Origin of the sequence: Pseudoalteromonas sp. P1-8 (genome assembly GCF_001399985.1) — a bacterium.
In the GTDB taxonomy this organism is placed as follows: Bacteria; Pseudomonadota; Gammaproteobacteria; order Enterobacterales; family Alteromonadaceae; genus Pseudoalteromonas.
Genome location: NZ_LJSO01000001.1, coordinates 363604 through 387605, shown reverse-complemented (window position 1 = coordinate 387605; position 24002 = coordinate 363604). Strand labels below are relative to the sequence as shown.

24 protein-coding genes are annotated in these 24002 nt (G+C 41.5%); 15 read left to right on the top strand and 9 right to left on the bottom strand.

The features are described 5' to 3' along the window. Nucleotides 1-48: 48 nt before the first annotated feature. The gene (locus AN213_RS01725) at nt 49-852 is read right to left on the bottom strand and encodes an inner membrane protein YpjD (RefSeq protein WP_054551738.1); all 804 of its coding nucleotides are present in this window, start codon (nt 850-852) and stop codon (nt 49-51) included. Between the two features lie 243 nt (nt 853-1095). Between AN213_RS01725 and ffh the strand changes: the two genes are divergently transcribed. The 6 genes from ffh to tyrA all read left to right on the top strand — a co-directional run bounded on the left by ffh (nt 1096) and on the right by tyrA (nt 6063). Beyond that, nucleotides 1096-2472 carry a signal recognition particle protein gene (gene ffh, locus AN213_RS01720; RefSeq protein WP_054551737.1) on the top strand — a complete coding sequence of 459 codons (1377 nt, stop codon included), beginning with the start codon at nt 1096-1098 and terminating at the stop codon, nt 2470-2472. Between the two features lie 240 nt (nt 2473-2712). Further along, nucleotides 2713-2961, top strand: a complete 249-nt coding sequence (gene rpsP / locus AN213_RS01715) for a 30S ribosomal protein S16 (protein ID WP_054551736.1) — start codon at nt 2713-2715, stop codon at nt 2959-2961. Between the two features lie 17 nt (nt 2962-2978). Next, complete coding sequence (rimM, locus tag AN213_RS01710; RefSeq protein WP_054561890.1) at nt 2979-3512, top strand: ribosome maturation factor RimM; 534 nt, start codon at nt 2979-2981, stop codon at nt 3510-3512. Beyond that, on the top strand, nt 3512-4279 hold the full coding sequence (trmD, locus tag AN213_RS01705; RefSeq protein WP_054551734.1) for a tRNA (guanosine(37)-N1)-methyltransferase TrmD: 768 nt from the start codon (nt 3512-3514) through the stop codon (nt 4277-4279). Before rimM ends, trmD begins: the two co-directional genes overlap by 1 nt. A gap of 33 nt (nt 4280-4312) precedes the next feature. Then, entirely contained in the window at nt 4313-4672 is a 360-nt protein-coding gene (gene rplS, locus AN213_RS01700) for a 50S ribosomal protein L19 (protein ID WP_054551733.1), read from the top strand. 257 nt (nt 4673-4929) lie between these two features. Continuing rightward, nucleotides 4930-6063: a bifunctional chorismate mutase/prephenate dehydrogenase gene (gene tyrA, locus AN213_RS01695; protein ID WP_055197029.1), complete on the top strand. Its 1134-nt coding sequence runs from the start codon at nt 4930-4932 to the stop codon at nt 6061-6063. 91 nt (nt 6064-6154) lie between these two features. On the opposite strand, the gene nhaB is transcribed toward tyrA, so the two are convergent. Then, entirely contained in the window at nt 6155-7735 is a 1581-nt protein-coding gene (nhaB, locus tag AN213_RS01690; RefSeq protein WP_055197027.1) for a sodium/proton antiporter NhaB, read from the bottom strand. A 233-nt stretch (nt 7736-7968) separates the two neighbouring features. Here nhaB and fadR point away from each other — a divergent pair, with 233 nt between their 5' ends. Then, on the top strand, nt 7969-8682 hold the full coding sequence (gene fadR / locus AN213_RS01685) for a fatty acid metabolism transcriptional regulator FadR (RefSeq protein WP_054561887.1): 714 nt from the start codon (nt 7969-7971) through the stop codon (nt 8680-8682). 284 nt (nt 8683-8966) lie between these two features. Beyond that, nucleotides 8967-9572, top strand: a complete 606-nt coding sequence (locus AN213_RS01680; protein WP_054561886.1) for a peroxiredoxin C — start codon at nt 8967-8969, stop codon at nt 9570-9572. Between the two features lie 68 nt (nt 9573-9640). Here AN213_RS01680 and AN213_RS01675 read toward each other — a convergent pair whose 3' ends face one another. Further along, the gene (locus AN213_RS01675; protein ID WP_235575475.1) at nt 9641-12166 is read right to left on the bottom strand and encodes a TonB-dependent receptor; all 2526 of its coding nucleotides are present in this window, start codon (nt 12164-12166) and stop codon (nt 9641-9643) included. Nucleotides 12167-12431: 265 nt separating this feature from the next. Beyond that, the gene (gene smpB, locus AN213_RS01670) at nt 12432-12911 is read right to left on the bottom strand and encodes an SsrA-binding protein SmpB (protein WP_054551727.1); all 480 of its coding nucleotides are present in this window, start codon (nt 12909-12911) and stop codon (nt 12432-12434) included. 133 nt (nt 12912-13044) lie between these two features. Here smpB and AN213_RS01665 point away from each other — a divergent pair, with 133 nt between their 5' ends. Together AN213_RS01665 and AN213_RS01660 are read left to right on the top strand one after the other, a co-directional pair. Next, on the top strand, nt 13045-13485 hold the full coding sequence (locus AN213_RS01665; RefSeq protein ID WP_054561884.1) for a type II toxin-antitoxin system RatA family toxin: 441 nt from the start codon (nt 13045-13047) through the stop codon (nt 13483-13485). Then, the gene (locus AN213_RS01660; RefSeq protein WP_055197025.1) at nt 13482-13808 is read left to right on the top strand and encodes an RnfH family protein; all 327 of its coding nucleotides are present in this window, start codon (nt 13482-13484) and stop codon (nt 13806-13808) included. Before AN213_RS01665 ends, AN213_RS01660 begins: the two co-directional genes overlap by 4 nt. Nucleotides 13809-13849: 41 nt before the next feature. Here the strand turns inward: AN213_RS01660 and AN213_RS01655 are convergent, their stop codons facing one another. Beyond that, the gene (locus tag AN213_RS01655; RefSeq protein WP_054551724.1) at nt 13850-14212 is read right to left on the bottom strand and encodes an outer membrane protein assembly factor BamE; all 363 of its coding nucleotides are present in this window, start codon (nt 14210-14212) and stop codon (nt 13850-13852) included. A gap of 117 nt (nt 14213-14329) precedes the next feature. Between AN213_RS01655 and AN213_RS01650 the strand changes: the two genes are divergently transcribed. Then, on the top strand, nt 14330-14647 hold the full coding sequence (locus AN213_RS01650) for a GIY-YIG nuclease family protein (RefSeq protein WP_055197023.1): 318 nt from the start codon (nt 14330-14332) through the stop codon (nt 14645-14647). On the opposite strand, the gene AN213_RS01645 is transcribed toward AN213_RS01650, so the two are convergent. From AN213_RS01645 to ilvC, 4 genes are all read right to left on the bottom strand, one after another. Continuing rightward, a complete protein-coding gene (locus AN213_RS01645) occupies nt 14648-15559 on the bottom strand; it encodes a M20/M25/M40 family metallo-hydrolase (protein ID WP_160316763.1) in 912 nt (303 codons plus the stop codon). Then, on the bottom strand, nt 15501-16685 hold the full coding sequence (locus tag AN213_RS01640; protein ID WP_055197020.1) for a tetratricopeptide repeat protein: 1185 nt from the start codon (nt 16683-16685) through the stop codon (nt 15501-15503). The genes AN213_RS01645 and AN213_RS01640 overlap by 59 nt, the downstream gene beginning before the upstream one ends. 84 nt (nt 16686-16769) lie before the next feature. Continuing rightward, the gene (locus AN213_RS01635) at nt 16770-18683 is read right to left on the bottom strand and encodes a methyl-accepting chemotaxis protein (protein ID WP_054561879.1); all 1914 of its coding nucleotides are present in this window, start codon (nt 18681-18683) and stop codon (nt 16770-16772) included. A gap of 144 nt (nt 18684-18827) precedes the next feature. After that, on the bottom strand, nt 18828-20300 hold the full coding sequence (gene ilvC / locus AN213_RS01630; RefSeq protein ID WP_055020946.1) for a ketol-acid reductoisomerase: 1473 nt from the start codon (nt 20298-20300) through the stop codon (nt 18828-18830). 146 nt (nt 20301-20446) lie between these two features. Between ilvC and ilvY the strand changes: the two genes are divergently transcribed. The 4 genes from ilvY (at nt 20447) to AN213_RS01610 (ending at nt 23994) form a co-directional block, all read left to right on the top strand. After that, nucleotides 20447-21349: an HTH-type transcriptional activator IlvY gene (gene ilvY, locus AN213_RS01625; protein ID WP_055197018.1), complete on the top strand. Its 903-nt coding sequence runs from the start codon at nt 20447-20449 to the stop codon at nt 21347-21349. A gap of 206 nt (nt 21350-21555) precedes the next feature. Further along, complete coding sequence (locus tag AN213_RS01620) at nt 21556-22605, top strand: GGDEF domain-containing protein (RefSeq protein WP_055197016.1); 1050 nt, start codon at nt 21556-21558, stop codon at nt 22603-22605. A gap of 167 nt (nt 22606-22772) precedes the next feature. Then, nucleotides 22773-23606, top strand: coding sequence for a MipA/OmpV family protein (locus AN213_RS01615; protein ID WP_055197444.1), 834 nt, complete (start codon nt 22773-22775; stop codon nt 23604-23606). Nucleotide 23607: 1 nt separating this feature from the next. Then, nucleotides 23608-23994, top strand: coding sequence for a DUF3019 domain-containing protein (locus tag AN213_RS01610; RefSeq protein ID WP_055197014.1), 387 nt, complete (start codon nt 23608-23610; stop codon nt 23992-23994). The last annotated feature ends 8 nt before the right edge of the window (nt 23995-24002 follow it).

The following is a 24002-nucleotide window of genomic DNA, read 5'->3' as shown; positions in this document are numbered from 1 at the left end:
TTTTATAAATCAGTGCATATTAAGCTAGAGACAGCTTGCTGAGTCAAGTTAAAACTTATTTAGAACCACTTCTTGGATGAAACGGCTGCCAAAATAAGCAAGTGACAAGATAAAAGCGGCTATCATGATCGAAAATACCACAGGCTTACCACGCCAGCCTTGGCGTAAATGACCTACAGTGACCACAGTGAAAATTAGCCAAGCAATTAACGATAAAACCGTTTTGTGGATAAACTCACTGGCAAACATTCCCTCTAAGAAGATGAACCCAGAAAGGAGAGCAAAAGTCAGTAAGATAGTACCCAGCGTGAGTAATTGATAAAGCTGACGCTCAACCACCATTAAAGGAGGGAGGTGGCTGTGTACAATTGCTAAGTCTTTGCGTTTTAGGCGCTTATCAATAAAGTAGAACTGTACAGCATAGAGTGTTGAGATTATCAAAACACAATAGGCTAGCAGTGATAACGATATGTGAGTAACTAAACCAAGCTCAACATCGATTGACTGTAAAATCACATGATGCGGTATAAACAAGCTGGCAAGAGTCAGTAAGGCTGCAAAACCATAAACAACTGGCAACAATAAAGTCGCGGGGAATTTGAGAGACACAGCAGTCACCGACACCACAATGACCCAACAGGTTAATAAGGCAACGTTGACGATACTTAAATCTTGGCCGTCAGCACGAAAAACTGAATTAACCAGTAATAGCATATGAGCAAGGATAGCCACAGTGCTAAGAATGACTGTGAGTTTTTGGCTTGGACCTTGTTTGTGAAAAAGGCGTGATAGCACATGTGACGTTGCTAACACATAAAACAAACTAGCAATAATAGTTAAACTAATAATCATCGTGTTTTGGCCACTTAATTTATATCGATAAATCCTTGTCTCTTTGATGCCATTGTATTTTATAGCAAGGCAAAAGCATAGAGTTTGTAAAAAGAAACTCAAACTGCACACTTGAACACTGTATTGTCGACCACCATTTACGGTATACTGCTAGGAATTAAATTTTAATATTGCCTGTATTGTCGCCAAACTTGTTTGATTTATGTACATTGCAGGTGCAACACGTTTTATCGGAACCTTTACATGTTTGAGAATCTCCAAGAACGCTTAGGTAAAACCTTAAAAAATATCAGTGGCCGCGGACGCCTAACTGAAGACAATATAAAAGATACATTACGCGAAGTCCGCATGGCATTTTTGGAAGCGGACGTAGCATTACCTGTTGTTCGTGAGTTCGTTAAGCAAGTTAAAGAACGCGCTGTAGGTGTTGAAGTAACAAAGAGCTTAAGCCCTGGCCAAGTCTTTATAAAGATTGTTCGTGAAGAACTTGAAAAAGCCATGGGTGAAGCTAATGAAGAGCTAAGCCTTAATGCACAGCCGCCAGCGGTCGTGATGATGGCGGGTTTACAAGGTGCTGGTAAAACGACCAGTGTTGGTAAACTAGCTAAATTCTTAAAAGAGCGTAAAAAGAAATCTGTATTAGTTGTGAGTGCTGACGTTTACCGCCCGGCAGCAATCAAACAGCTTGAAACACTGGCTGATGAAGTGGGTGTTGAGTTCTTCCCAAGTGACATTTCACAAAAGCCGGTTGATATCGCAAACAATGCGATTTCGCACGCGAAGAAGAAATTCATTGATGTGGTATTAGTTGATACCGCAGGTCGTTTACACGTCGATAACGACATGATGGACGAGATCAAAGCACTTCACAGCGCGATTAACCCAATCGAAACCTTGTTCGTTGTTGATGCGATGACAGGTCAAGATGCGGCAAACACTGCAAAAGCATTTGATGAGGCGCTTCCTCTAAGTGGTGTGATCTTAACTAAGACCGATGGTGATGCCCGTGGTGGTGCTGCATTATCGATTCGTCATATTACCGGTAAGCCAATTAAGTTTATGGGTGTAGGTGAGCGCACTGATGCTCTTGAACCATTCCACCCTGACCGTATTGCTTCTCGTATCCTAGGTATGGGTGATGTACTTTCATTAATCGAAGAAGTCGAAATGAAAGTAGATAAAGAGAAAGCCGCTAAAGTTGCCGAAAAAGTATTTAAAGGTGATGGTTTCACATTAGATGACTTTGCTGAGCAACTTCGTCAGATGAAGAACATGGGCGGTATGATGTCGATGCTTGATAAGCTGCCAGGCATGCAAAACCTACCAGACGCTGTAAAAGGCCAGATGGGTGATAAAACTTTCGTACAAATGGAAGCTATCATCAACTCTATGACGCCAAAAGAGCGTGCTCGCCCGGAAATCATCAAAGGCTCACGTAAAAAACGTATTGCTGCAGGTTCTGGCACTCAGGTGCAAGAAATCAATAAACTGCTTAAGCAATTTACGCAAATGCAGAAGATGATGAAGAAGATGAAAGGCAAAGGTGGCATGAAGAAAATGATGCGCGGCATGAAAGGCATGTTACCACCAGGTATGATGGGTGGCGGCCCTAAATTTTAATAGTGCTGTCTATTAAGTGTATAAAAAGGAGCATATAGCTCCTTTTTTTGTAGATAATTTATGCGTAGTTGTTAGCTGCATGTAAGATTTAAAGCCCAGATCAGTGTTTAATCAACTAAACTTACATTTTGCAGCAGTTCTTACTTGCAATGTTGCAAAAAACTCGTACAATTCCCCAGCTTCCCGTACTGGGGAGTAAATCTTATTAATGAAAACAGTCAATCTAATGTAGAGGACGGTATGGTAACTATTCGTTTGCAACGTGGTGGCGCTAAAAAACGCCCTTTCTATCAAATTGTGGTTGCGGATAGCCGTTTCTCGCGTGACGGTCGCTTCATCGAGAAAGTAGGTTTCTTTAACCCAATCGCTTCTGGTCAGGAAGAAAAAGTACGTTTAGATTTATCTCGTGTTGATCACTGGGTAGGTCAAGGCGCATCTCTTTCAGATCGCGTAGCTAAGTTAGTTAAAGACGCTCGTAAAGCGGCTTAATAGGCGTAAGAGTAACCATGAGTCAAGAGAACACCTCGTATATTACAGTAGGAAAGCTCGGTGCCCCGTATGGTATAAAGGGCTGGCTTAAGGTGCATTCATTTACTGATGATCCCGAAGGGATCTTCGATTTCAGCCCATGGTTGATAGGGCAACAAGGTAAATGGCAGACCTTAGAAGTGGTCGACTGGCGTCGCCACAACAAAGGCTTTATCGCTAAAGTTGCGCAAGTAAACGACCGAGACGAAGCAATGGCTTTAACCAATGCAGAAATCTCAGTAGATGCAGCGCAGCTACCAGAATTACCGCAAGGTGAATTCTATTGGCGAGATCTGATCGGCATGTCTGTTGTAACTGATAAGGGTTATAACTTAGGCACTGTTGATGACCTAATGGAGACAGGGTCAAATGACGTTTTGGTTGTGAAAGCAAACAAAAAAGATGCATTTGGCCAAGCAGAGCGTTTAATTCCTTTCTTAACAGATTCTGTTATTAAAGAAGTTAAACATGATGCAAGAGAAATTACCGTAGACTGGGACCCAGGGTTTTAATGTCACAAACGAGTTCGCTATGGGTAGGGGTGATAAGCCTTTTCCCGGACATGTTTGATGCGATTACCACCCAAGGGGTAACAGGTCGCGCAGTTAAAAATGGTCTAATCGACTTTAACTGTTGGAACCCACGTGACTATGCTACTGATAAGCATAGAACTGTGGATGATCGTCCTTACGGGGGCGGTCCTGGCATGTTAATGATGGTTGAACCATTGAAACAAGCTATCCTTGACGCTAAAAAAGCGGCAGGTGATGGTGCAAAAGTAATTTATATGTCACCGCAAGGGCGCAAATTAGATCAGCAAGGTGCAAGCGAGCTTGCACAATCAGAAAAGCTGATTTTAATTGCAGGTCGCTATGAAGGTATAGATGAGCGAATTATAGAATCATACGTTGACGAAGAATGGTCAATTGGTGATTTTATTTTAAGTGGTGGTGAGCTACCCGCGATGACGCTAATTGATGCAGTAGCACGATTAGTACCAGGGGTGTTAGGTCATAACCAGTCAGCTGAGCAGGATTCATTTTCGAATGGCTTGCTTGATTGTCCTCACTATACACGGCCAGAGACATTGGATGATAAACAGGTGCCTGCTGTATTACTCAGCGGAAACCACCAAGAAATCGCTAAGTGGCGCACAAAGCAATCACTTGGTAGAACTTGGCTTCGTCGTCCTGACTTGTTGCATAACCTAGCTCTGACTGAGGAGCAAGCGGCACTCCTTGCTGAATTTCAGCAAGAGTACCAACAAGCTTGTGGCTAGAAGACAGTTACACCTAGGAAAGTGAGAAATATAATGGCAAAAGTAAACCAAAATATTATTAAAGCGCTTGAAGAAGAGCAGCTTAAAACAGACGTACCAGCATTCGGCGCTGGTGATACAGTAGTTGTACAGGTACGTGTAAAAGAAGGTAACAAAGAGCGTCTACAGGCCTTTGAAGGTGTTGTAATCGCTAAGCGTAATCGTGGTCTTCACTCAGCATTCACAGTTCGTAAAATCTCGAGCGGTGAAGGTGTTGAGCGTGTATTCCAAACGCACAGCCCTCTTATCGATAGTATCTCAGTTAAACGTCGCGGTGCAGTTCGCCGTGCGAAACTTTACTATCTACGTGAGCGTTCTGGTAAATCTGCACGTATTAGAGAAAAACTTAACTAATACGCGCTGTTTTACAACGCAAAATAAAACGGGTTGCAGCCTTAGGTTGCAACCCGTTTTGGTTTTTATACCACAAAAAAATTTCTCTCCCCTGAGAAATACTCCCTTCTAAATTATCTGTTATCCCTTTATGAGCTATGCTACATGCACGTTAGGGCTTTGTGCTTTGGCTGTTATCCTGTTACTATAATTTGTATTAAAAGCTTTACTTTTTTGTATATAAATATTTACGTTTTAAGGGTTTGAGGTGTGGTAACGTGGTAACAGTGAATGATCTAGCTGATTTAAGAGCAGGAATAGATGAATGTGATGCGCAATTGGTGGCATTACTGGCAAAGCGTAATGGGATTACAGAAAAAATAGGCGCAATTAAGCAACAAATCGGTGCTCCATTACATGCACCTGATCGCGAGGCTGATTTACTCGCGGCACGTCGTCAAGAAGCAATCGCACAAGGGGTTAACCCTGAGTTAGTTGAGGACATCCTACGCCGTATGATGCGTGAAGCTTATCAGAATCAGCAAGGTAGCCTTGCTTGTGTTGCGCCTCAGTTATCACCTATTGTAATTGTTGGTGGTGAAGGTGCAATGGGCCAGTTGTTTGCACAACAGTTTACTCGTTCAGGTTATGAAGTGCGTATTTTAGATAAAGCACAGCAAGCACAAAGTGAAACGATATTAAAAGGGGCAAAATTGGTTCTTGTCAGTGTGCCAATTAATGCGCTTGAGCAAGTCGTCGCAGCATTGCCAACACTTGATGATGACTGTTTGCTGGTTGATATTACCTCTGTTAAGCAAAAGCCTTTAAAAGCACTTATGGCGGCTCATAGCGGCCCAGTAGTTGGCTTACACCCCATGTTTGGCCCAGATATTTCACACTGGGTAAAGCAAACGGTCGTCGTGTGTGAAGGGCGAGATCATGAAGTGGCTAAAGGGTTAATGGCACAACTACAAGTTTGGGGCTGTCAAGTAGTTGAAATGGATGCTAAAAAACACGATGAAGCAATGCAGATCATTCAGGTTATGCGCCACTTAACAACCTTTGTATACGGCCAGTTTCTTGCCAAGCAAAGCCATACTCTTGCAGAGCTTCGCAGCTGCTCATCACCCATTTATCAATTAGAGTTAATGATGGTAGGGCGCTTATTTGCCCAATCTCCAGAGCTTTACTCTGACATCATGTTAGCGCAATTCGACGATGTAGAAGCACTACTTGCCAATTACCAAGATACTTTTGCAGGCACGCTAGAAAAGCTAAAAGCAGGGGATAAAGCATCATTGATTGCCGCATTTGCTGATGCAAAAGAATACTTCTCTGATGCAACTGCACATTTCTTAACGCAAAGCCGTAGTTTACTTAATAAAGCAAACGACGCGAAAGTACTTGATTAAATGCCTCTTATCTAGCAAAAAAGAGCTCTAGCAAAAAAGCCCGCATCAAACGGGCTTTTTTGTTGCAAATAAATTGTTTTAAATAATCGTTCTAATGACCACCTAATGAGCCAGGTAACGCACCGCTGTGGTGATTGATTAAGCCCCATTGATACAGTAAGTCAGTCATATCTGAAAGGCTGAATAAAGTCATGCTCAAGCCAACAATCGTCAACACTATGGTATAAGGTAGCGCCATGTATACCATGCGTCCATAAGATAGCCTTAACACAGGGGCTAATGTTGATGTAAGCAAGAATAAGAATGCAGCTTGTCCATTTGGTGTAGCAACACTTGGCAGGTTGGTACCGGTATTAATTGCTACAGCTAACAAATCAAACTGATCACGGGTAATTTGACCTGCCTGTAACGCAGCTGCCACTTCATTGATATACACAGTACCGACGAAAACGTTATCGCTGACCATCGATAGAATACCGTTGGCAATAAAGAACATCACTAGTTGTAGCTGACCCTCAAAGGTGAGCACCCATGCGATCACAGGTGTAAATAAATGCTGGTCAATAATAACGGCAACGATAGAGAAGAAAACGCAAAGTAATGCAGTGAATGGAAGGGCTTCTTCAAATGCTTTACCTAATTGGTGCTCTTCAATAATGCCTGCACTGGCTGTGGCAAAAATAATGACAGACAAACCAATTAAACCAACAGTGGCTAAGTGAAGGGCTAAGCCTATGATCAACCAAACAGCAATGAAAGCTTGAATACCTAGGTTCACTTTATCGCGTGTGGTGCGTTTTTTCTCAAGCTTTTTAGCATGATCCGATAAAATCGTGTGGATGGGGGCAGGGAGTTTTGCGCCGTAACCAAAGGCTTTAGTTTTTTCGAGTAAGAAAGTAGTGGCAATACCGGCAATCATAACGGGTAAAGTAATAGGCAACATTCGGAAGAAAAATTCGCCAAATAACCAGCCAGCACGCTCTGCAATGATCAAGTTCTGTGGCTCACCTACCATGGTACAAACACCGCCTAAGGCAGTACCAATTGATGCATGCATTAATAAGTTACGAAGAAAAGCACGAAACTCTTCAAGCTCTTGACGATTGACAGGGCGAACTTGGTTATCGTCATTAATATCATGCTCGCTGCTAGAGTCTTTTCCTGATGCAACCTTGTGGTAAATACTGTAAAAGCCCATCGCGACAGCAATAACAACGGCCATCACCGTTAACGCATCTAAGAAAGCAGATAAAAAAGCCGCAGCAATCGTGAACGACAGCGACAATACGGTTTTACTTCGCACCGAAACAACCAGCTTTGTGAAGATATACAAAAGCAAGTCTTTCATAAAATAGATGCCAGCAACCATAAAGATAAGTAACAGGATCACATCGATATTTTGCACTATTTCATGTTCAACTTGGCCGGCGGTTGTCATGCCGATAAATAAGGCCTCAATTGCTAATAAGCCTCCCGGTTGTAGCGGGTAACATTTAAGCGCCATGGCGAGTGTAAAAATAAACTCTAGCACTAACACCCATCCTGCCAGATAAGAGTTAAGTTGAAATAACACCGGGTTGATTAGTAAAAACGCAATAATGGTGTATTTATACCACTGTGGTGAAGTCCCCAAAAAATTTTTAAATATTGCTGGTAAAACGCGCTGCTGCATGGCCGTACCTTTTAATAGTGCTGGTTGTTATTGTTAATATTTGGAAATTCAATATACCGAAAGTATTGTTATTTGGTGTACTTTTAATCCAAAAGGTCATTTATTTATCGAGATTTTACAGATTTTTATGCACTGCGGAGTTAGTTTACTTGTTAGTTGCTGATCATCTGGTACAATCAGTGAGTTGAACACCAAATGCGGTAAAAGTAGTTGCTAACTCAAGTGGAAATTGGATGAGAATTTTTAAAGCGAAAAGCCCAGCAGGTTTTGCTGAAGAATACATTGTTGAATCTATTTGGAATGGTGACTTTCCGCCTGGCTCAATTCTTCCTGCTGAACGTGAATTGTCAGAGCTGATTGGTGTAACACGTACAACCTTACGTGAAGTACTTCAGCGTCTAGCCCGTGATGGCTGGCTAACGATTCAACACGGTAAACCTACCCGTGTAAATAACTTCTGGGAAACCTCGGGTCTTAACATTTTAGAGACGCTAGCACGTCTTGATGAAGACAAAATGCCAGAGCTTACAGACCAATTACTTTCTGCTCGCACTAATATCAGCGCAATTTATACCCGTGCGGCTATTAAACTTGCCCCAGAGCGTGTAATTGAAATTTTATCGCAAAGTGAAGAACTTGAAGACAGTGCTCAAGCATTTGCTGATTACGATTATAAAGTTCACCATGAATTAGCAGTAGCAGGTAATAATCGTATCTATGTGCTTATCTTAAATGGTTTTAAAGGTTTCTACTCAAAAATTGGCTGCCATTACTTCTCTGATTCACGTACTCGTGAATTAGCGCGTCAGTTTTATAAAGACCTAACAGAGCTTGCTGAGCGTCGTGAGCATGACGGTGCGATTTCTATGATGCGTAAATATGGTCATCAAACAGGTGAAATCTGGCAGCAAATCCGTGGTGATATGCCAGAAGATATCATGGACTAAGCGTCTGTATTGATATTCATTTAAGAACCCAGCTAAAAGCTGGGTTTTTTGTGTTCTGTGGGTCAATTTGCACACTAATATAGAGTTATCTCAATCCACGTTTATAGCGAATCAATTTTTCCGATTAAGCATATCGTTTTTTTCGATTGTTCATTTGTCTGTAACCTCATTAAACTATCTTGCAAATTATCAATACTTACTCTTGGTTTTTGATTTTTAGTAACCATATCTAAGTGAGTATTGCATAGGCAATTGGAAATAAACTCAAATATTTGGAGATAAAAATGGGTGTATTAGTTGGCCGTCAGGCACCAGACTTTACTGCAGCAGCTGTTCTTGGTAACGGTGAAATCGTTGAAAACTTCAACCTAAAAGAAACTATCAAAGGTAAAAAAGCAGTTATCTTCTTTTACCCGTTAGACTTCACTTTCGTTTGTCCTTCAGAGCTAATCGCTTTCGACAAGCGTTTTGAAGAGTTCCAAAAGCGTGGCGTTGAAGTAATCGGTGTTTCTATCGATTCACAATTCTCACACAATGCATGGCGTAACACTGCCGTTGCTGACGGTGGTATTGGTCAAGTTAAATATGCACTAGTTGCAGACGTTAAACACGAAATCTGTCAAGCATACGACGTTGAGCACCCAGAAGCAGGTGTTGCTTTCCGTGGTTCTTTCCTAATCGACGAAGAAGGTAACGTACGTCACCAAGTAGTTAACGACCTTCCACTAGGCCGTAACATCGACGAAATGATCCGCATGGTTGACGCGCTAGCGTTCCACAGCGAGCACGGTGAAGTATGTCCAGCTGGTTGGACTGAAGGTAAAAAAGGTATGGACGCAAGCCCTGCAGGTGTTGCTAAATTCCTTTCTGAAAACGAAGGCGACCTATAATCTAGGCCTTAGTTAAAGAATTAAAAAACCCGCCAATTGGCGGGTTTTTGTTTTTAAGCTCAACGAGATTAGTTAAAGCGCATTGTTAGCTTAGTATAGAAATAACGACCACGTGGGTTATGTACGCTTGATACATAGCCATATAAGTCGCCATCACCATCACCGATTGCAAACGGAGGATCTTCATCAAAAACGTTATTCACACCCACAGAAAGTTTGATTTTCTCTGAGAAGTTATACGCAGTTTGTAAATCAACTAGCGTTTGTGAATCAACCATACGTGATGTGTTGCTATCAAAGTCTAAATTACCGTCAAAGTCGATATCTGGCGTATCTTCAAACTCGCCAGTGTAACTAACGTTTACATTAGTATTGAAGTCACCCATTTCCCAGTTTGTTGAGAAAATCCAACGGTTTTCAGGGTAACGGTACTCGCCAGTGTAATCGCGGCCATCTTTCTTAAATTCGTTTTGGTAAGCCCATTCTAAATTGAATTTTAAGAAGCCATAATCGTTCATCGCATGCGTGTAGTTAGCCGATACATCGACACCAGATACCTCTTGTGATGAAACGTTTTCAAAGGTGCTGTAAACTTTTTGGATTACACCTAAACTCTGACCATTTTGTGGTGCTAAACGCACACACACAGTGCTGTTTTGGTCATTACAGTTGTTATCGTAAATAGGGCCGAACTCTTGCTCGTCAATCTTATTATCTTGTGTAATGCTCCATACATCGATTCCAAAACCAAATTCAGCGGTAGGTGCCCAAATGAAACCCACATTCCATGACTCTGATTCTTCAGCTTCAAGGTTCGGGTTACCCGCAAATTGGATATTGTAATCAAGCGCATTACAGTCAAGTCCAGTTGCCTGACAACGGTAAGTATCTACAAAGAACTGACTCTCTTCAGATGGACCTAAACCAATTTGTGCCAGTGAAGGCGCGCGGAAACCTTGAGCCCATGAGCCACGCACAGTGATTGAATCAGTTGGTGCCCAGCGAACAGCTACTTTAGGGTTTGTTGTTGAGCCAAAATCACTGTAGTCATCGTATCGACCCGCTAATTGCAGTTCTAGGTTATCCGCTAAAGGAATTGAAAACTCAATATACGCTGCGTATTGGTCGCGTTCTGCAGCAGCTGATACAGACTCCGTACCAAAGATTAAACCACGTTGGAATTGGTCGTCTGGAATATCGCTTACATCTTCTTCACGGTATTCAATACCAGCAGCCATCATTACTACGTCATCGCCAAAGCTAAATGCTTCACCACTAATATTTGCATCAAATGAAGTCATATGAGACTCACCACGGCGCACTAAGCTTGTCGTGATACGATCAATCACTGCTTGGTCATTATAGGTGCCACCAAATGGGTTATAGTTACCTGCATCGATTTCTTGTTGTAAGAAATCAGTGCGCACCCAACCTTGGCTTCTGTCACCCGTTTGCATTGATTTACTACGACCTTTTTGCACTGCGGCTTCCCAGCTCCAGTCGCTGATCTCACCTTTTAGACCTGCTACAAAACGCAGTGTATCTGATTCAATATCCCATTGGCGAGGGCCGGCATCTACCGTTCTGTAGCGACCAATTTCGATATCTTGGCCAAACGGGTTGTTAGGATGGCTTGCTGGCACGGTAAGGCCTGCGTCTTCATCAAGAGGCGTTGGTGCACCTGCAGCTTGCGACGTATTATGTTGTACTGCAACCTCTAAGAAAGCTGAAATACCATTGTCGAAGTTATATTCAAATTGTGAGATAGCACCGACACGCTCAGATGCTGGAGTTACGTAACCATATGGGCCGTAGTCAAATAAGCAGCTGCCACTTGCAGTTGCATTTTCTGCCGGACAGGCCGGATCAATGGTTTTTTCACCATCTACATAGAAGTAGCCTGGGAAGCCACGGGATGAGCGAAAATCCATACCACCGTATGGTTCTTGGTTTGCTGTGCCTAGGCGGCCCATTTCATCAGAAGAGAGCGCGGTATTGTTAAAATAATCAATAATAATTGATGCGCTGCTTTTCTCTGTACTGGTACCCCAAACTAGGCTTGCTGTTTTTTCTTCGTAGTTAGGACCGTCAGTGCCACCATATCCAAGGTTTACCTCTAGGCCGTTAATATCTTTTTTTAAGATAATATTAACTACACCTGCAACTGCATCAGAACCATAAATAGCTGATGCGCCATCCTTTAAAATATCGATACGCTCAATCGCAGAGACAGGGATTGAGTTGATATCAACAAACGAATTAGTAATGCTTTCAGCAAAAGCGCTAATAGATACACGACGGCCATTAATAAGTACCAATGTTGCGTCTGAGCCTAAGCCTCGAAGGCTGACTGCTGCAGCACCATTAGCTGTAGAGTCTTGGTTATTACCGCGAGTAGAGAAAGTACCATTACCTGCAACTGGCATACGTTCTAATAGTTGTTGTAGGTTGTCGTAGCCCATGTTATCGATGTCTGCACGACTGATTGATTGAACCGGTGATGGCCCTTCAATATCTGAGCGCTTAATGCGAGAACCTGTAACTTCAATACGCTCGACCTTTTCAGCTCCGTCTGACTCTGCAGCAGCTGACATAAAACTTGTGCCTGCTAATGCTGCAACTGTAAATGCATAGAGAGGTCGTTGTATAAAGCGATGGGTGTTCTTCATATATTTCAATCCTTGTATAATTGTGAAAGTGTTGTGAATTAATCACGACAAAGATTGATATCATGTAAATGCAGGAGATTGAAATAGCAAAAAAGTATGGGTTTATTAAGGGGTTAAGGTTCTTAAGTAGGGAAAGTCAGGGCTGGTAAGGGGTACGAGCCTACCAAAAAGGTTAGGCTCATTTCATAAATTAAGCTTTATGTTTCATCAGGCGTTCTTTTTCACGCGCCCAATCTTTATTTTTTCCGTCTTCACGTTTGTCGTGCATCTTTTTACCTTTAGCAAGGTGGAACTCCAACTTCACCCAGCATTTTTTCCAGTACATTGCAGTCGCGATTAATGAAAAACCTTCGCGTTCTGTAGCACCGATAAGACGATCGATTTCACGCTTATTTAAAAGTAACTTACGATACCTTAAAGGATCGCAAATTACGTGAGTAGAAGCACTGTTGAGAGGCTGAATTTGACTGCCAAGTAAAAATGCTTCGCCGTTTTTAATGTGAATATAAGTCTCAGAGATGTTTACTTTACCAGCTCGGATACTTTTTACTTCCCAGCCCTGTAGTTCAACCCCTGCTTCGAACTTATCGTGTAAAAAATACTCATGACGCGCTTTTTTGTTCAGCGCGATGGTATTACTTGTCGATTTAGATGATTTTTTCTTAGCCATAGTGGCTCATATTATACGTAAAAACAGCGTTTTTACATCGCTTTTTTAAGGCTTTGCAGATATTTTCGTGTTACTAAAATTTGGGGAAATAGCCAAAGCTTGCTAAAATTCGCCGACAAAGTTGGGAGTGAATATGCCGCAAATAGAAAAAAGTGCGCTGGTAATGTACAGCAGCAAAGAAATGTTTGATTTAGTGAATGATGTTGATGCTTATCCAGAGTTTTTACCACATTGCTCAGATGCTAAAATCGTCACACAACAAGCCAGTGGCATGACGGCCAGTTTAGAAATCTCAAAAGCGGGTTTAAAAAAGTGGTTCACTACCGAAAATACCTTCATAGATGAGCAAACTGTTGCACTACGCTTAGTCGATGGCCCATTTAAAAAGCTGCAAGGTAAATGGCATTTTTTACCGCTGGACGATAAAGCATGTAAAGTTCAGCTTCACCTTGAGTTTGAATTTGCTAGTAAACTTATTGAGATGGCTTTCGGAAAAGTATTTAACGAAGTCGCTAAGAACATGGTTAATGCATTTACACAACGTGCTAAAACTGTATATGGAGTTCGCCCATGATCACTGTTGAAGTGGTTTTTGCTTTACCAACAACGGCAACCAGTTTGCTGGTAGAAGTACCAGTAGGTACTACAGCTGAGCAAGCGGTGATTAAGTCAGGTATTATTGATAAGTGCCCAGAAATAGACGCAAATAACCTAACGCTTGGGATTTGGAATCGTACTTGTAAACTGCATCAAGAAGTAAAAGATGGCGATCGCATAGAAATCTATCGACCGCTTATTGCTGATCCAAAGGATGCACGCAGACGCCGGGCTGAAAAAGCCAAAGAAGAGGGCCGAGCCAACAAAGTGACGGGCGGTCGCCCTTTAAATAAAGCATAAAAAAGGGTAGCTTAGGCTACCCTTAATAATTTGCACTGCTATTACTCTTGTTCAAGCGGCGTATTAAATTCGCTAGGTTGTTCGTAGTCTCCCGACAACGAAACAAGCTTATCGTTTTCAAAGTTAATAGTGAGTGACTTTCGTTGCTCGTTGCTACGACCAAGGTTGAATACGTACAGGTAGTGCCAGGTATTTTTATCAAATGAGTCTTCAGCTACAGGCTTGCCTAGTACATACAGTACTTGCTCGCGAGTCATATTTACACGAAGCTTATCTACATCTGATTGCTCTAGGAAGTTACCTTGAGGAATGTTGATTCGGTAAACCCAGCTTGAACACCCTGCTGTAGCACTTAAAGTAAGGGTAAGTACTAACCAAAAAGAAAAAGTTTTAAACGACTGCATTATTTGTTTGAATCCTTATTTTTTATACACTGCATGATACCGATTAGTCACAGAAGGTAAAACCCTTTTCAGTAATTGTTTTTACTGAAATGCGATTCACAATCACGAGGCACAGATTTGACCACAGCAAACCCAGAAAGTTTACAGCAGCCTATAAAAAGCAACGAAAATTCAGAGGCTCTGTGGCATTTGTATATAGTGCAAACACGTTTAGGTCATTGGTACACTGGGATCAGCACTAACGTTGAAAAGCGTTTTATGCAGCATCAAGCGGGAAAAGGGGCTAAAAACCTCAAAGGCAAAGGGCCTTTAACACTTATCTATCAACAGCAGGTAGGTAATCGTAGTGAAGCAACTAAACTAGAAATAAGCGTAAAAAAGCTCAGCAAAGCACAAAAAAGGCAGTTTGTTTTAACCTCTGAACTACCCAAATAACTAACTTGGAAGCTTTTCAATAAATAGGGCTATTTTCGCCATGGCATATTCGAACAATGTAAAGTCGATGTGCGCCGCCGTGTCGGTGCTTTGATGATGATGTTTATCGTGTCCGATGCCAAAATAAATGTATGGGATCCCGGCTTTAGCGAATGAATAATGGTCACTTGCTCTGCGCCAATCAACTTTGAGATCAAATAATCGATTCAGCCTCGCTGACGAGCTAGTTGCCATAAAGGTTAGATGCTCATCAGATAGGGTTTTAATGTCAGTTTGATATTGCGCTAATGATTGCTTATCTAAAAACGCATAGATACGCGGTTTTCGTGGGTTTACAACGAGCATATCTAAATTAATATTAAGTTTGATTTCGTCTTTATTAAGTGTCGATACCAAGTACTCGCTACCATGTAGGCCATTTTCTTCTGCATCGGTTGCAACAAAAACTAATTGATAGGGCTGGGGGCTTTGTGCAAAGTGTTTAGCTAAATAAAGTAAAGCGGCAACGCCGCTGGCATTGTCATTAGCACCAGGATAAAGCCGACTGCCTTTTTGCCCTAGGTGATCATAGTGGGCAGTAAAAATAACTTTTTTACAGTTTTCACAGCGGCTATTTTGGGACGCAATAATGTTCCGTCCTGTAGCCTTGCCAAAGAATCCTGATTGATAAGTAAAACCTTGTTCATTAACCGAATAGCCAAGTGCTACAAAGCGCTCTACTATGAAGTCGGCGGCTAATTTCGCGCCCTCGGTATTCGTTTTTCGTCCTGCAAATTGAGCCGATGTTAGCGTTATGATGTCGTGTTCTAAGTCTGTATTGGCAAATGCTTGCCCAATGCTTATCAGTACAGCACTAGCGGTAATCAATAAGCTTTGCAGTATGCGAGCGAAGCGCTTGTAATTTACTCTCATAACGCTGTTTATCATGATCAAAGTCTGCTTTATTGTTAGCCATAGTTAAATACTTTTTAGCCAGCTTTAAGTCACCCAATTGATAGTAGGTTCTCGCTAAACCAAAATCAGTATCATGCAGGGTTGGATTTAAGTCACGGGCTTTTTTGTAGTGCTTTATGGCATCTTGATAACGGGCGGTTGTATAGGCGTCATTTCCTAAAGAAATATGGTAATAAGGGTTTGCTTGGCGCTTTTTATCAAGCTCGGCTAATATAGCTTGACCTTGCTCTTTACGATCGGTCAGGTTATAGAGTCTTGCTAAATTGCCTAATGCGGTATTGTTATCAGGATCTAAACTAATCGCGTATTGGTAGGCTGTTTCAGCACTTTGATAGTCACTCGTTAATCTGAATAACACGCCAAGGTTGCCCCATGCACCTGAGTAGTTGCTATCAATATCAACTGCTGCTTTGTAGTAGCTAAAAGCAGTATCATAATCATGTTTTAGCATCGCAGCTGCGCCTTTATTGTTATAAAACATTGCTGTGATGCGGGCTTTATTGATGTTGCTGGTTTTAAACGCTTCTTGGCGGCTGTTAGGGTCAAAGTCTATCACTAAAGAGCGCTCTTCTGGGTAAATGACTTTTCTATTTACCACAAGTTTTTGAGCTTCACTTACTTTTAAGTTGATATGGCCTGTGAGTAAATTAAAGCCATTATCAAGTGCCCAATATTCTGGGATATGCACTTTTTGAAATTGCCCTGCAAGGCCAAGGTAGTCAGCAAGGCTATAGGCTAAAATCGATAACGATAAACAGTTAGCGTTTAAATTTGAGTAGGCTTGATTAGCGGTTAAGGTAGCACCAGATTGATAAGATAAAGATGCATCGCCATTTTGCAGTAGGAACTTCAGCAAACGTTTAGTGCTTTGCAATGAACGGCTGTCTTTTGGAAAAGCACTATCAAGTTGCTCTTTAACATGTTCGCTTAATGCAAAAATCTCTTGTTGAGTTTCAACTGGGGTTTGAGTAAACGTATTACTTTGCGTCAAAGCAAGTGGTGGGGGAGCGGTGTTATTTTCTGTACTACTACACGCTGTTAATAAGCAAAAGCTTGAGGCTAAAACAATGCTAGGTAATTTCATCTGACCCTCTTAATTCATGGCCTAATACCATTTAAGTATAGGCCGTGAATGAAAAAGGGTCAGGGTTAACTGTTACAAAACGTGTCAGCGTTTATCAAATGTCGCAACAAGGTCATCAAGGGTTTGCGCACTGTTCGCTAAGTCTTTGATTGCTTGTTCACTGTCAATTTGTTCACGCATGACGTTATCACTAATGTCACTTATTTGCTCAATGTTACGACCCACATCTGCCACAACATTACTTTGCTCTTCGGTCGCAGTTGCTATTAAGGTTGCCATATCGTTTATTTCATTGGCAGCATCGTTAATGGCATTAAGTAATTCAACAGAGCTCTGCATTGCATCAACGCTTAATTGAGCTTGTGATTTCGAGTGATTGATGTGATTCACTACTAAATCAGAGGTACTGGTAAGTTCACTGATCATAGTTTGAATTTCAGTTGTTGATTGTGAAGTGCGATTTGCAAGCGCTCTTACTTCATCAGCTACAACAGCAAAGCCTCGGCCGTGCTCACCCGCACGAGCAGACTCAATCGCTGCGTTGAGTGCTAACAAGTTGGTTTGCTCAGAAATACCCCTGATAGAGTCAACAATACTGGCGATAGCTTGCGTTTTATTTGCCAGCTCGTTTACTTGCTCGGTGATATTATCGATATCACATGCCAGCTCTATTATCGCTTCTTTACTTTGCGTTACCTGAGTATGGCTTTGTTCAGTGTTCTGCTTACTATTCTCAGTGAGCTTAGCCGTGTTCGCTGCGCTTGAGGCAATTTCTTGCACTGTCGCACCCATTTCATTAATTGCCGCAGCAACAGAGATTGTTTGCTCTTTTTGATTATCAAGTGCTACTGAGTTCTTTTGTGCTTGCTGAAACACATGATCAGCGCTTTGTCTGATTTCACTACTCTCTTGAGCTACTTGGCTAATTGCAGTTTCAATCTTAGAGATAAATTGGTTAAAGCCAGCAGATAAGTTAGCAAGTTCTGGCTGCTCAGAGTCAGGAAGTCTATATGCTAAGTTAGCATCACCAGAGCCTAAACGGGTGAATAACTCAGCCATTTTCGACAGCGGCGATGAAAGCGTGCGTGCAAGCACTAAACCAGCAAAACTTGCGATCAGCGCAATCACTATTGCAAAGCTGATGATTTGCCATTGTAAAACCTGAATACTCGAAAACACCTCGTGCTTAGGTACTTGGGCAATAACAAATAAATCGGTGTTTTTAATTGGACTTGCAGCCACTAAGGTTGCTTCACCATTAAGATCAATCTCTTGTAAATTGAAGTCGCTTTGCGTTAGCAAAGTTCGCGTGATACCCGTTTTATAAACGTCATCCAATTTAGCTTTAGCGACCTTATTTTCGTCTTTATGTAACTGTATGAGGCCGTTTTTATCGGCAACAAATACAAAACCGGTTTCTTCGATTTGGAAGCGCTGCAGCATAGCCTGCATATCGTCAATGCTTTTAGCAAGGCCTGCTAAACCAATGCCGTTGGTTTGCTGGTGGTTTACAAACATTTTCACATCAGTCGGTGATTCTTGATAGATACTGATAGAAAAAGGCTGTGCGGTGTTTGTAAACGCAAAAAACCAACCATCTTGTTCTTGTGTTAAAACGCGCAAGAAACCGTCTTGGTTCCAATATTGTGCCGTTTCACGATTAGCCCACGAGGCGGTTGCTAAATCGTATTGCTTAACAAGGCGGTTAAGTTCTTTTAGCAGTGTTTTATCATCAGTATTGCCTGAACGCGCCCACTCTAATACAAACTCGTTACTAGAGAGTTGCTCAGCTGCACTGATCATTTGATTTATATCGTGAGTAATATAGTTATCAATTGCTTGAAGTTTGCTAGGTAGCTCAGATTCTATCATTCGTTTTTCGATGATTTGTTTTGCACTGTATATCGCTGTTGCGCCGATTAACGCAGCAACAATGAGAGCTATAGAACTGCCAAGCAGTGTAATTTTTTTAGTAATGGTGAGTTGATTTAACGCCATGAAAGTGTCTTAGTTTACAACATTTAAGTCAGTAATTTTAGCATACACTTTACAGATGACGAATCAATGTAGGGACAAAAAAAAAGCCCAAAGCATATAAGCAATTGGGCTTGGTTTCTAACAAGCGAAACTTACTTTCCAGGGTTAAACAATTTTCTTCATTGCTGACATGTAACCACGTAGCTTGCTACCAATGATTTCAACCGGGTGCTCGCGTAGTGCTTTATTCACGGCAATCAAGGTTTGGTTATCAACTTGGTTGCTTGCACTATCAAGACCTTTACCAATCACATCTGTATCGATGCCTTTCATAAAGTCTTGTAGCAGCGGTAAACACGCGTGGTTGTATAAGTAACAGCCATACTCTGCAGTATCTGAAATAGTTCGGTTCATTTCGAAAAGCTTCTTACGAGCAATGGTGTTTGCGATAAGCGGCGTTTCGTGTAGTGATTCATAGTAAGCAGATTCAGCGATGATACCTGCGGCAGTCATGGTTTCGAAAGCAAGCTCAACACCTGCTTTAACCATGGCAACCATTAAAATACCTTGATCGAAGAATGCTTGCTCGCTGATCTCTTGGTCGGTATTTTGTTGCTTTTCGAATGCAGTTTCGGCAGTTTCTGCGCGCCATGCTAGTAATTTTGCGTCATCTTCAGCCCAGTCAGCCATCATACCGCGAGAGAATTCGCCGCTGATGATATCGTCCATATGCTTGTTATAAAGTGGACGCATAATTGTTTTAAGTTCTTCACTTAATTCAAATGCTTTCACTTTTGCTGGGTTTGATAAGCGGTCAAGCATGTTAGTTACGCCACCATACTTAAGTGCTTCAGTGATCACTTCCCAACCGTATTGGATTAGTTTTGATGCGTAACTTGCATCAATGCCTTTTTCGACCATTTTATCGAAGCAAAGTAGTGAGCCTGTTTGTAACATGCCACATAGAATCGTTTGCTCACCCATTAAGTCAGATTTAACTTCTGCAATGAATGATGATTTTAATACACCCGCACGATGACCGCCGGTACCTGCTGCATACGCTTTAGCTTGCGCTAAACCATGGCCTTGAGGGTCGTTTTCTGGGTGAACCGCAATTAATGTTGGTACACCAAAGCCACGTTTGTATTCTTCACGTACTTCTGAACCAGGGCACTTAGGTGCAACCATGATTACTGTTAAGTCTTCACGGATTTGCATGCCTTCTTCAACAATGTTGAAGCCGTGTGAATAAGCAAGTGTTGCACCTTGTTTCATTAACGGCATGATGGCAGTTACAACAGCCGTATGTTGTTTATCAGGCGTTAGGTTTAATACTACATCTGCTGTTGGGATAAGCTCTTCATAAGTGCCTACAGTAAAACCATTTTCAGATGCGTTTAAGAAAGATTGACGACGCTCAGCAATAGCTGACTCACGAAGAGTATAAGAAACATCTAAACCTGAATCACGTAAATTTAAACCTTGGTTAAGGCCTTGTGCGCCACAACCGACAATAACGAGTTTTTTCCCTTTTAAAGCGTCTACACCATCAGCAAACTCTGCTGGGTCCATAAATTCACACTGCGCTAATTGCGCTAACTGCTCTCTTAAAGGAAGAGTATTAAAATAATTCGCCATTGTTAGTGTCCTATAAATACAATTTTGTTAGAAAATCAAAGAACCGACGTGGTGTTCTTTGTATGTATTAACACTATGCAATTTTTTACCTTGCGTAAAATGATATATTTGAATTAAAGTATTTCATAAAATGAAATGGTGGCGATATGGATCACAAACATCTTAATTACTTTTTGGCGTTAGCTAAGACGCTGCACTTTGCTAGGGCCAGTGAGCTTTGTCATATCAGTGCGCCAACATTGAGCCGCAACATCAAGCAACTTGAAGAAGAAGTTGGGGTAGTGCTGTTTAATCGGGATAATCGCACCGTCAAATTAACTCGCGAGGGTGAGTCATTTATTGAGTACGCCAATGCGACGCTGGCTAACTGGCACCGTTTTAAGGCTAACGTACAAGAGCCGCAACAGCATGTTTATGGCAATGTCAGTATTTATTGCTCAGTAACAGCCTCTTATAGTTTTTTACACCAAATACTTGAGCAACTGCGAATGCAGCATCCATATATTGAAATTACCCTCAATACCGGTGATCCTGCTCTTGCAATAAATCGTGTTTTAGATGGCCATGAAGATATGGCAATTGCTGCAAAACCCTTAAAGTTACCAGGGCAAATAGCCTTTACCAGCGTTGGTTACTCACCATTAGTATTGATAGCACCAAAAATAGTGTGCCCGATCAGCGAAAAGCTAACTGCCAGTGAACAAATTGATTGGTCAGATTTAGAATTTATTGTTGCTGAGCAGGGGTTATCAAGGCAACGTCTTGAACAGTGGTGGCGTAAAAAGAATATTCATGGCCGTATATATGCGCAGGTTGCAGGCCATGAAGCTATGGTTTCTATGGTGAGCTTAGGCTTGGGTATTGCCATGGTGCCAAAAATTGTACTGGATAACAGCCCGCTCAAAGATAAAGTACAAATAGTGAGTGATGCAGAGCAGACTATTGCAGGATTTGAAATTGGTCTAGCTGTTTTAAATAAAGAGCGCCATGATCCGGCACTCAACGCAATTTGGAGTATTGCTCAATCGCTTACTCAGCAAGCAATCTAGCTTAAGATCTAGTCAATAACACTTTATTGTTAAATATATTATGTTGATACAAATGGCTTAATTTAAATTAATTATTTAGTATTGGTTTTTGTAAAAAATATTCGTGGTTTTTGCTGGTTTTACGTTTGTAAAATCCTTTTTCATTGATTTTTTTAATGGGGTTGATACCGTATTTTAAAATAATAAAACTTTCATGGCCTAGACTCATGATACTTTCAGCGCAAGCCGAACACTCTTTAAGCTACTCGAGCCACTGTCTGAAGCTCGCAATTCCTCTAATGGTTAAGTACAAAATGCCAATTACTCCGCTTAATTATGCGCTTTGGTATTGTTATGTTAGCGAAAAGAACCAAGACTTAAACGAAGAGCTTGATAGTATTATTAAAAAGCACAATACCTGTAGCCATGAGCAGGCAAAGCACCTTTTCAACAAGTATTTATCTCGGGACGACTTGGCACTATTTTATCAGCTATCTGGCGGCTTTAATGATGTTGTTGGTAAAGTGCATCAAGATATCAATGAGGCACTTAGTTACTCAGCTGAATTCAACCAAGCTTTGCAAGAATGCCGTGACACACTAACTAGTGCAGATATAAGTCAGGAAAGGGGCTTTGATGATGTACTTGATTGTGTCGAGCGCTTAAGTGACGAGTCGGCAGCTTTGCAAAGTCGTGCACAAGATTTTCAAAATCAGCTTGCGCTGGCATACTCTGAAATTACAGAATTAAAACAAGAGCTTGTCAGGTCTAGAAGTAAAGCCGAAAAAGACCCGCTTACAGGGCTTTATAACCGCGGTAAGTTTGATGAAGATATCACGCGGTTTTGTCAAACCAATGACTTAGCTGAAGTCACTGTTCTTACTATGGTTGATATCGATCACTTTAAACAATTTAACGACACTTTTGGTCATCAAAAAGGAGACCAAGTTTTGCGTGCAGTTTCAGCAAAACTACTTAAACATGTATCTAGTGTTGGTCAGGCCTATCGTTATGGTGGTGAAGAGTTTTGTTTCACCGCACAGTTTGCAAGTATCAGTGACATGACTAATTTTACTCAGCAGCTGCGTCATGCTGTCGCTAAATTACAGATTAAAGAGCCTAAATCTAATAAGGTGTTAAGCCAAGTCACTGCTAGCTTTGGTATTGCTATAAAAGCTAAAAATAGTAATCCAGAACAACTCATAGCAAAAGCCGATAAAGCACTCTATTTAGCCAAAGAGCATGGCCGAAATCGTATCGAAATCGTCGAAGAGTAACAAACTTAACCGATATATGTATCAAATTTGTGAATAGTTGTAACCTTGCAACGACAGTTTGTTCACATCTTGATATTATGCTCTTATTGCAAAACCCCTTTGGTCGTAAAATAACAATGAAATCTCAAACGATCAGGATGTGCGCAGCGGTTTATGTATTGATAGGCATGCTAGTAAGTCAAGCAAGCGCCGATGACTCAACGCGCACTGAACGTGAAAGCCGTGTGGCAAATCAACAGATCGATACCCAGCAGTGGCACCTAAGTATTAATACGGGAGCTGGGGTGATCACGAACCCTCTTCATGGTGGTGATAACTTACCATTAATTGTGCTGCCTGAAATCGCTTTTTATGGTGAAAAATGGTTCTTTGATAATGGCCGTTTAGGTTATTCATTCCAAGAAAGCGATACTCATGTTGTTAATTTCGTAACCGAGTTCAACCCTGAGACTCGCTTCTTTATTGATTTTCACCCTAGCAATGTTTTCGCACTGCAAACATCGAATAGCTTTATTGTTGAATCGACCACTAGTAATGAACTGGCAGAAAAGTCAGTATCTACGAACGATATTAAAAAAAGACGATGGGCATTAGATGCTGGCTTAAGCTATCACTATATTCATAATAATCATGTGATTTCTTTACAGGCACTAGCCGATGTTTCGGGCGTTTATAAAGGCCTTCGTAGTGCTTTACAATGGCAATCACATCACCGAATAGGAAACCTATCTGTCGCACCTAGCTTAGGGGTTTGGTACAAATCAGCCAGACTAAATGATTATTTTTATGGTTTATCGGCTAAAGAGTCCTCATATGGGGAAATAGATGTTGGCAGTAGTTGGCAACCTTATGCTAAAATCGACGCCCGTTGGCCCTTGAGTGAGGCTAACTCTCTTCGTTTTCATTTAGCATATTATGACTACTCAGCCGTGGATGACAGTCCGCTTTTTGAACACACGTACTCGATGACTGCATTTATAGGATTCAATCATATTTTTTAATATGAAGTATTTTGTTTTTAGTCTGTGTGTGTTTGCTGCTGTTATTTGGGCTACTCCAAGCCATGCGCAAGCGACTCAGTTTGATATCACGCCAAAAGTGTGTGTTGTATTACAACAGCACGAATTTTGTGATCTTGAGTTAAAAATCAGCTGGCAAACACAGCTGCCTCAAGATTTGTGTTTGTTTCAAAATAACCAACAAATTCAATGCTGGAACGACAGCAAAAAAGGGCTTTACAGTCATAAAGCGCGGGTTCAGGTTGAAACAATATACTCCTTAGTCAATCCGCACACGGGGAGCAAAATTGCGACCGCAAAAGTCGAAGTGCAAAGCACCGAAGCAAAAACAACGAGGCGTAGATTACGCTCACCGTGGAGCTTTTTTTAATTCAGGAG

Coding starts and splice junctions, on each gene's coding strand:
- smpB (WP_054551727.1), bottom strand. CDS start 12,911: ATGGCTAAGAAAAAATCATCTAAATCGACAAGTAATACCATCGCGCTG.
- AN213_RS01635 (WP_054561879.1), bottom strand. CDS start 18,683: ATGGCGTTAAATCAACTCACCATTACTAAAAAAATTACACTGCTTGGC.
- trmD (WP_054551734.1), top strand. CDS start 3,512: ATGTCACAAACGAGTTCGCTATGGGTAGGGGTGATAAGCCTTTTCCCG.
- AN213_RS01725 (WP_054551738.1), bottom strand. CDS start 852: ATGATTATTAGTTTAACTATTATTGCTAGTTTGTTTTATGTGTTAGCA.
- AN213_RS01640 (WP_055197020.1), bottom strand. CDS start 16,685: ATGAAATTACCTAGCATTGTTTTAGCCTCAAGCTTTTGCTTATTAACA.
- ffh (WP_054551737.1), top strand. CDS start 1,096: ATGTTTGAGAATCTCCAAGAACGCTTAGGTAAAACCTTAAAAAATATC.
- AN213_RS01610 (WP_055197014.1), top strand. CDS start 23,608: ATGAAGTATTTTGTTTTTAGTCTGTGTGTGTTTGCTGCTGTTATTTGG.
- rimM (WP_054561890.1), top strand. CDS start 2,979: ATGAGTCAAGAGAACACCTCGTATATTACAGTAGGAAAGCTCGGTGCC.
- rplS (WP_054551733.1), top strand. CDS start 4,313: ATGGCAAAAGTAAACCAAAATATTATTAAAGCGCTTGAAGAAGAGCAG.
- AN213_RS01615 (WP_055197444.1), top strand. CDS start 22,773: ATGCTAGTAAGTCAAGCAAGCGCCGATGACTCAACGCGCACTGAACGT.
- AN213_RS01655 (WP_054551724.1), bottom strand. CDS start 14,212: ATGCAGTCGTTTAAAACTTTTTCTTTTTGGTTAGTACTTACCCTTACT.
- AN213_RS01665 (WP_054561884.1), top strand. CDS start 13,045: ATGCCGCAAATAGAAAAAAGTGCGCTGGTAATGTACAGCAGCAAAGAA.
- fadR (WP_054561887.1), top strand. CDS start 7,969: ATGAGAATTTTTAAAGCGAAAAGCCCAGCAGGTTTTGCTGAAGAATAC.
- ilvY (WP_055197018.1), top strand. CDS start 20,447: ATGGATCACAAACATCTTAATTACTTTTTGGCGTTAGCTAAGACGCTG.
- rpsP (WP_054551736.1), top strand. CDS start 2,713: ATGGTAACTATTCGTTTGCAACGTGGTGGCGCTAAAAAACGCCCTTTC.
- AN213_RS01660 (WP_055197025.1), top strand. CDS start 13,482: ATGATCACTGTTGAAGTGGTTTTTGCTTTACCAACAACGGCAACCAGT.
- AN213_RS01680 (WP_054561886.1), top strand. CDS start 8,967: ATGGGTGTATTAGTTGGCCGTCAGGCACCAGACTTTACTGCAGCAGCT.
- AN213_RS01675 (WP_235575475.1), bottom strand. CDS start 12,166: ATGTCAGCTGCTGCAGAGTCAGACGGAGCTGAAAAGGTCGAGCGTATT.
- ilvC (WP_055020946.1), bottom strand. CDS start 20,300: ATGGCGAATTATTTTAATACTCTTCCTTTAAGAGAGCAGTTAGCGCAA.
- AN213_RS01645 (WP_160316763.1), bottom strand. CDS start 15,559: ATGAGAGTAAATTACAAGCGCTTCGCTCGCATACTGCAAAGCTTATTG.
- nhaB (WP_055197027.1), bottom strand. CDS start 7,735: ATGCAGCAGCGCGTTTTACCAGCAATATTTAAAAATTTTTTGGGGACT.
- AN213_RS01620 (WP_055197016.1), top strand. CDS start 21,556: ATGATACTTTCAGCGCAAGCCGAACACTCTTTAAGCTACTCGAGCCAC.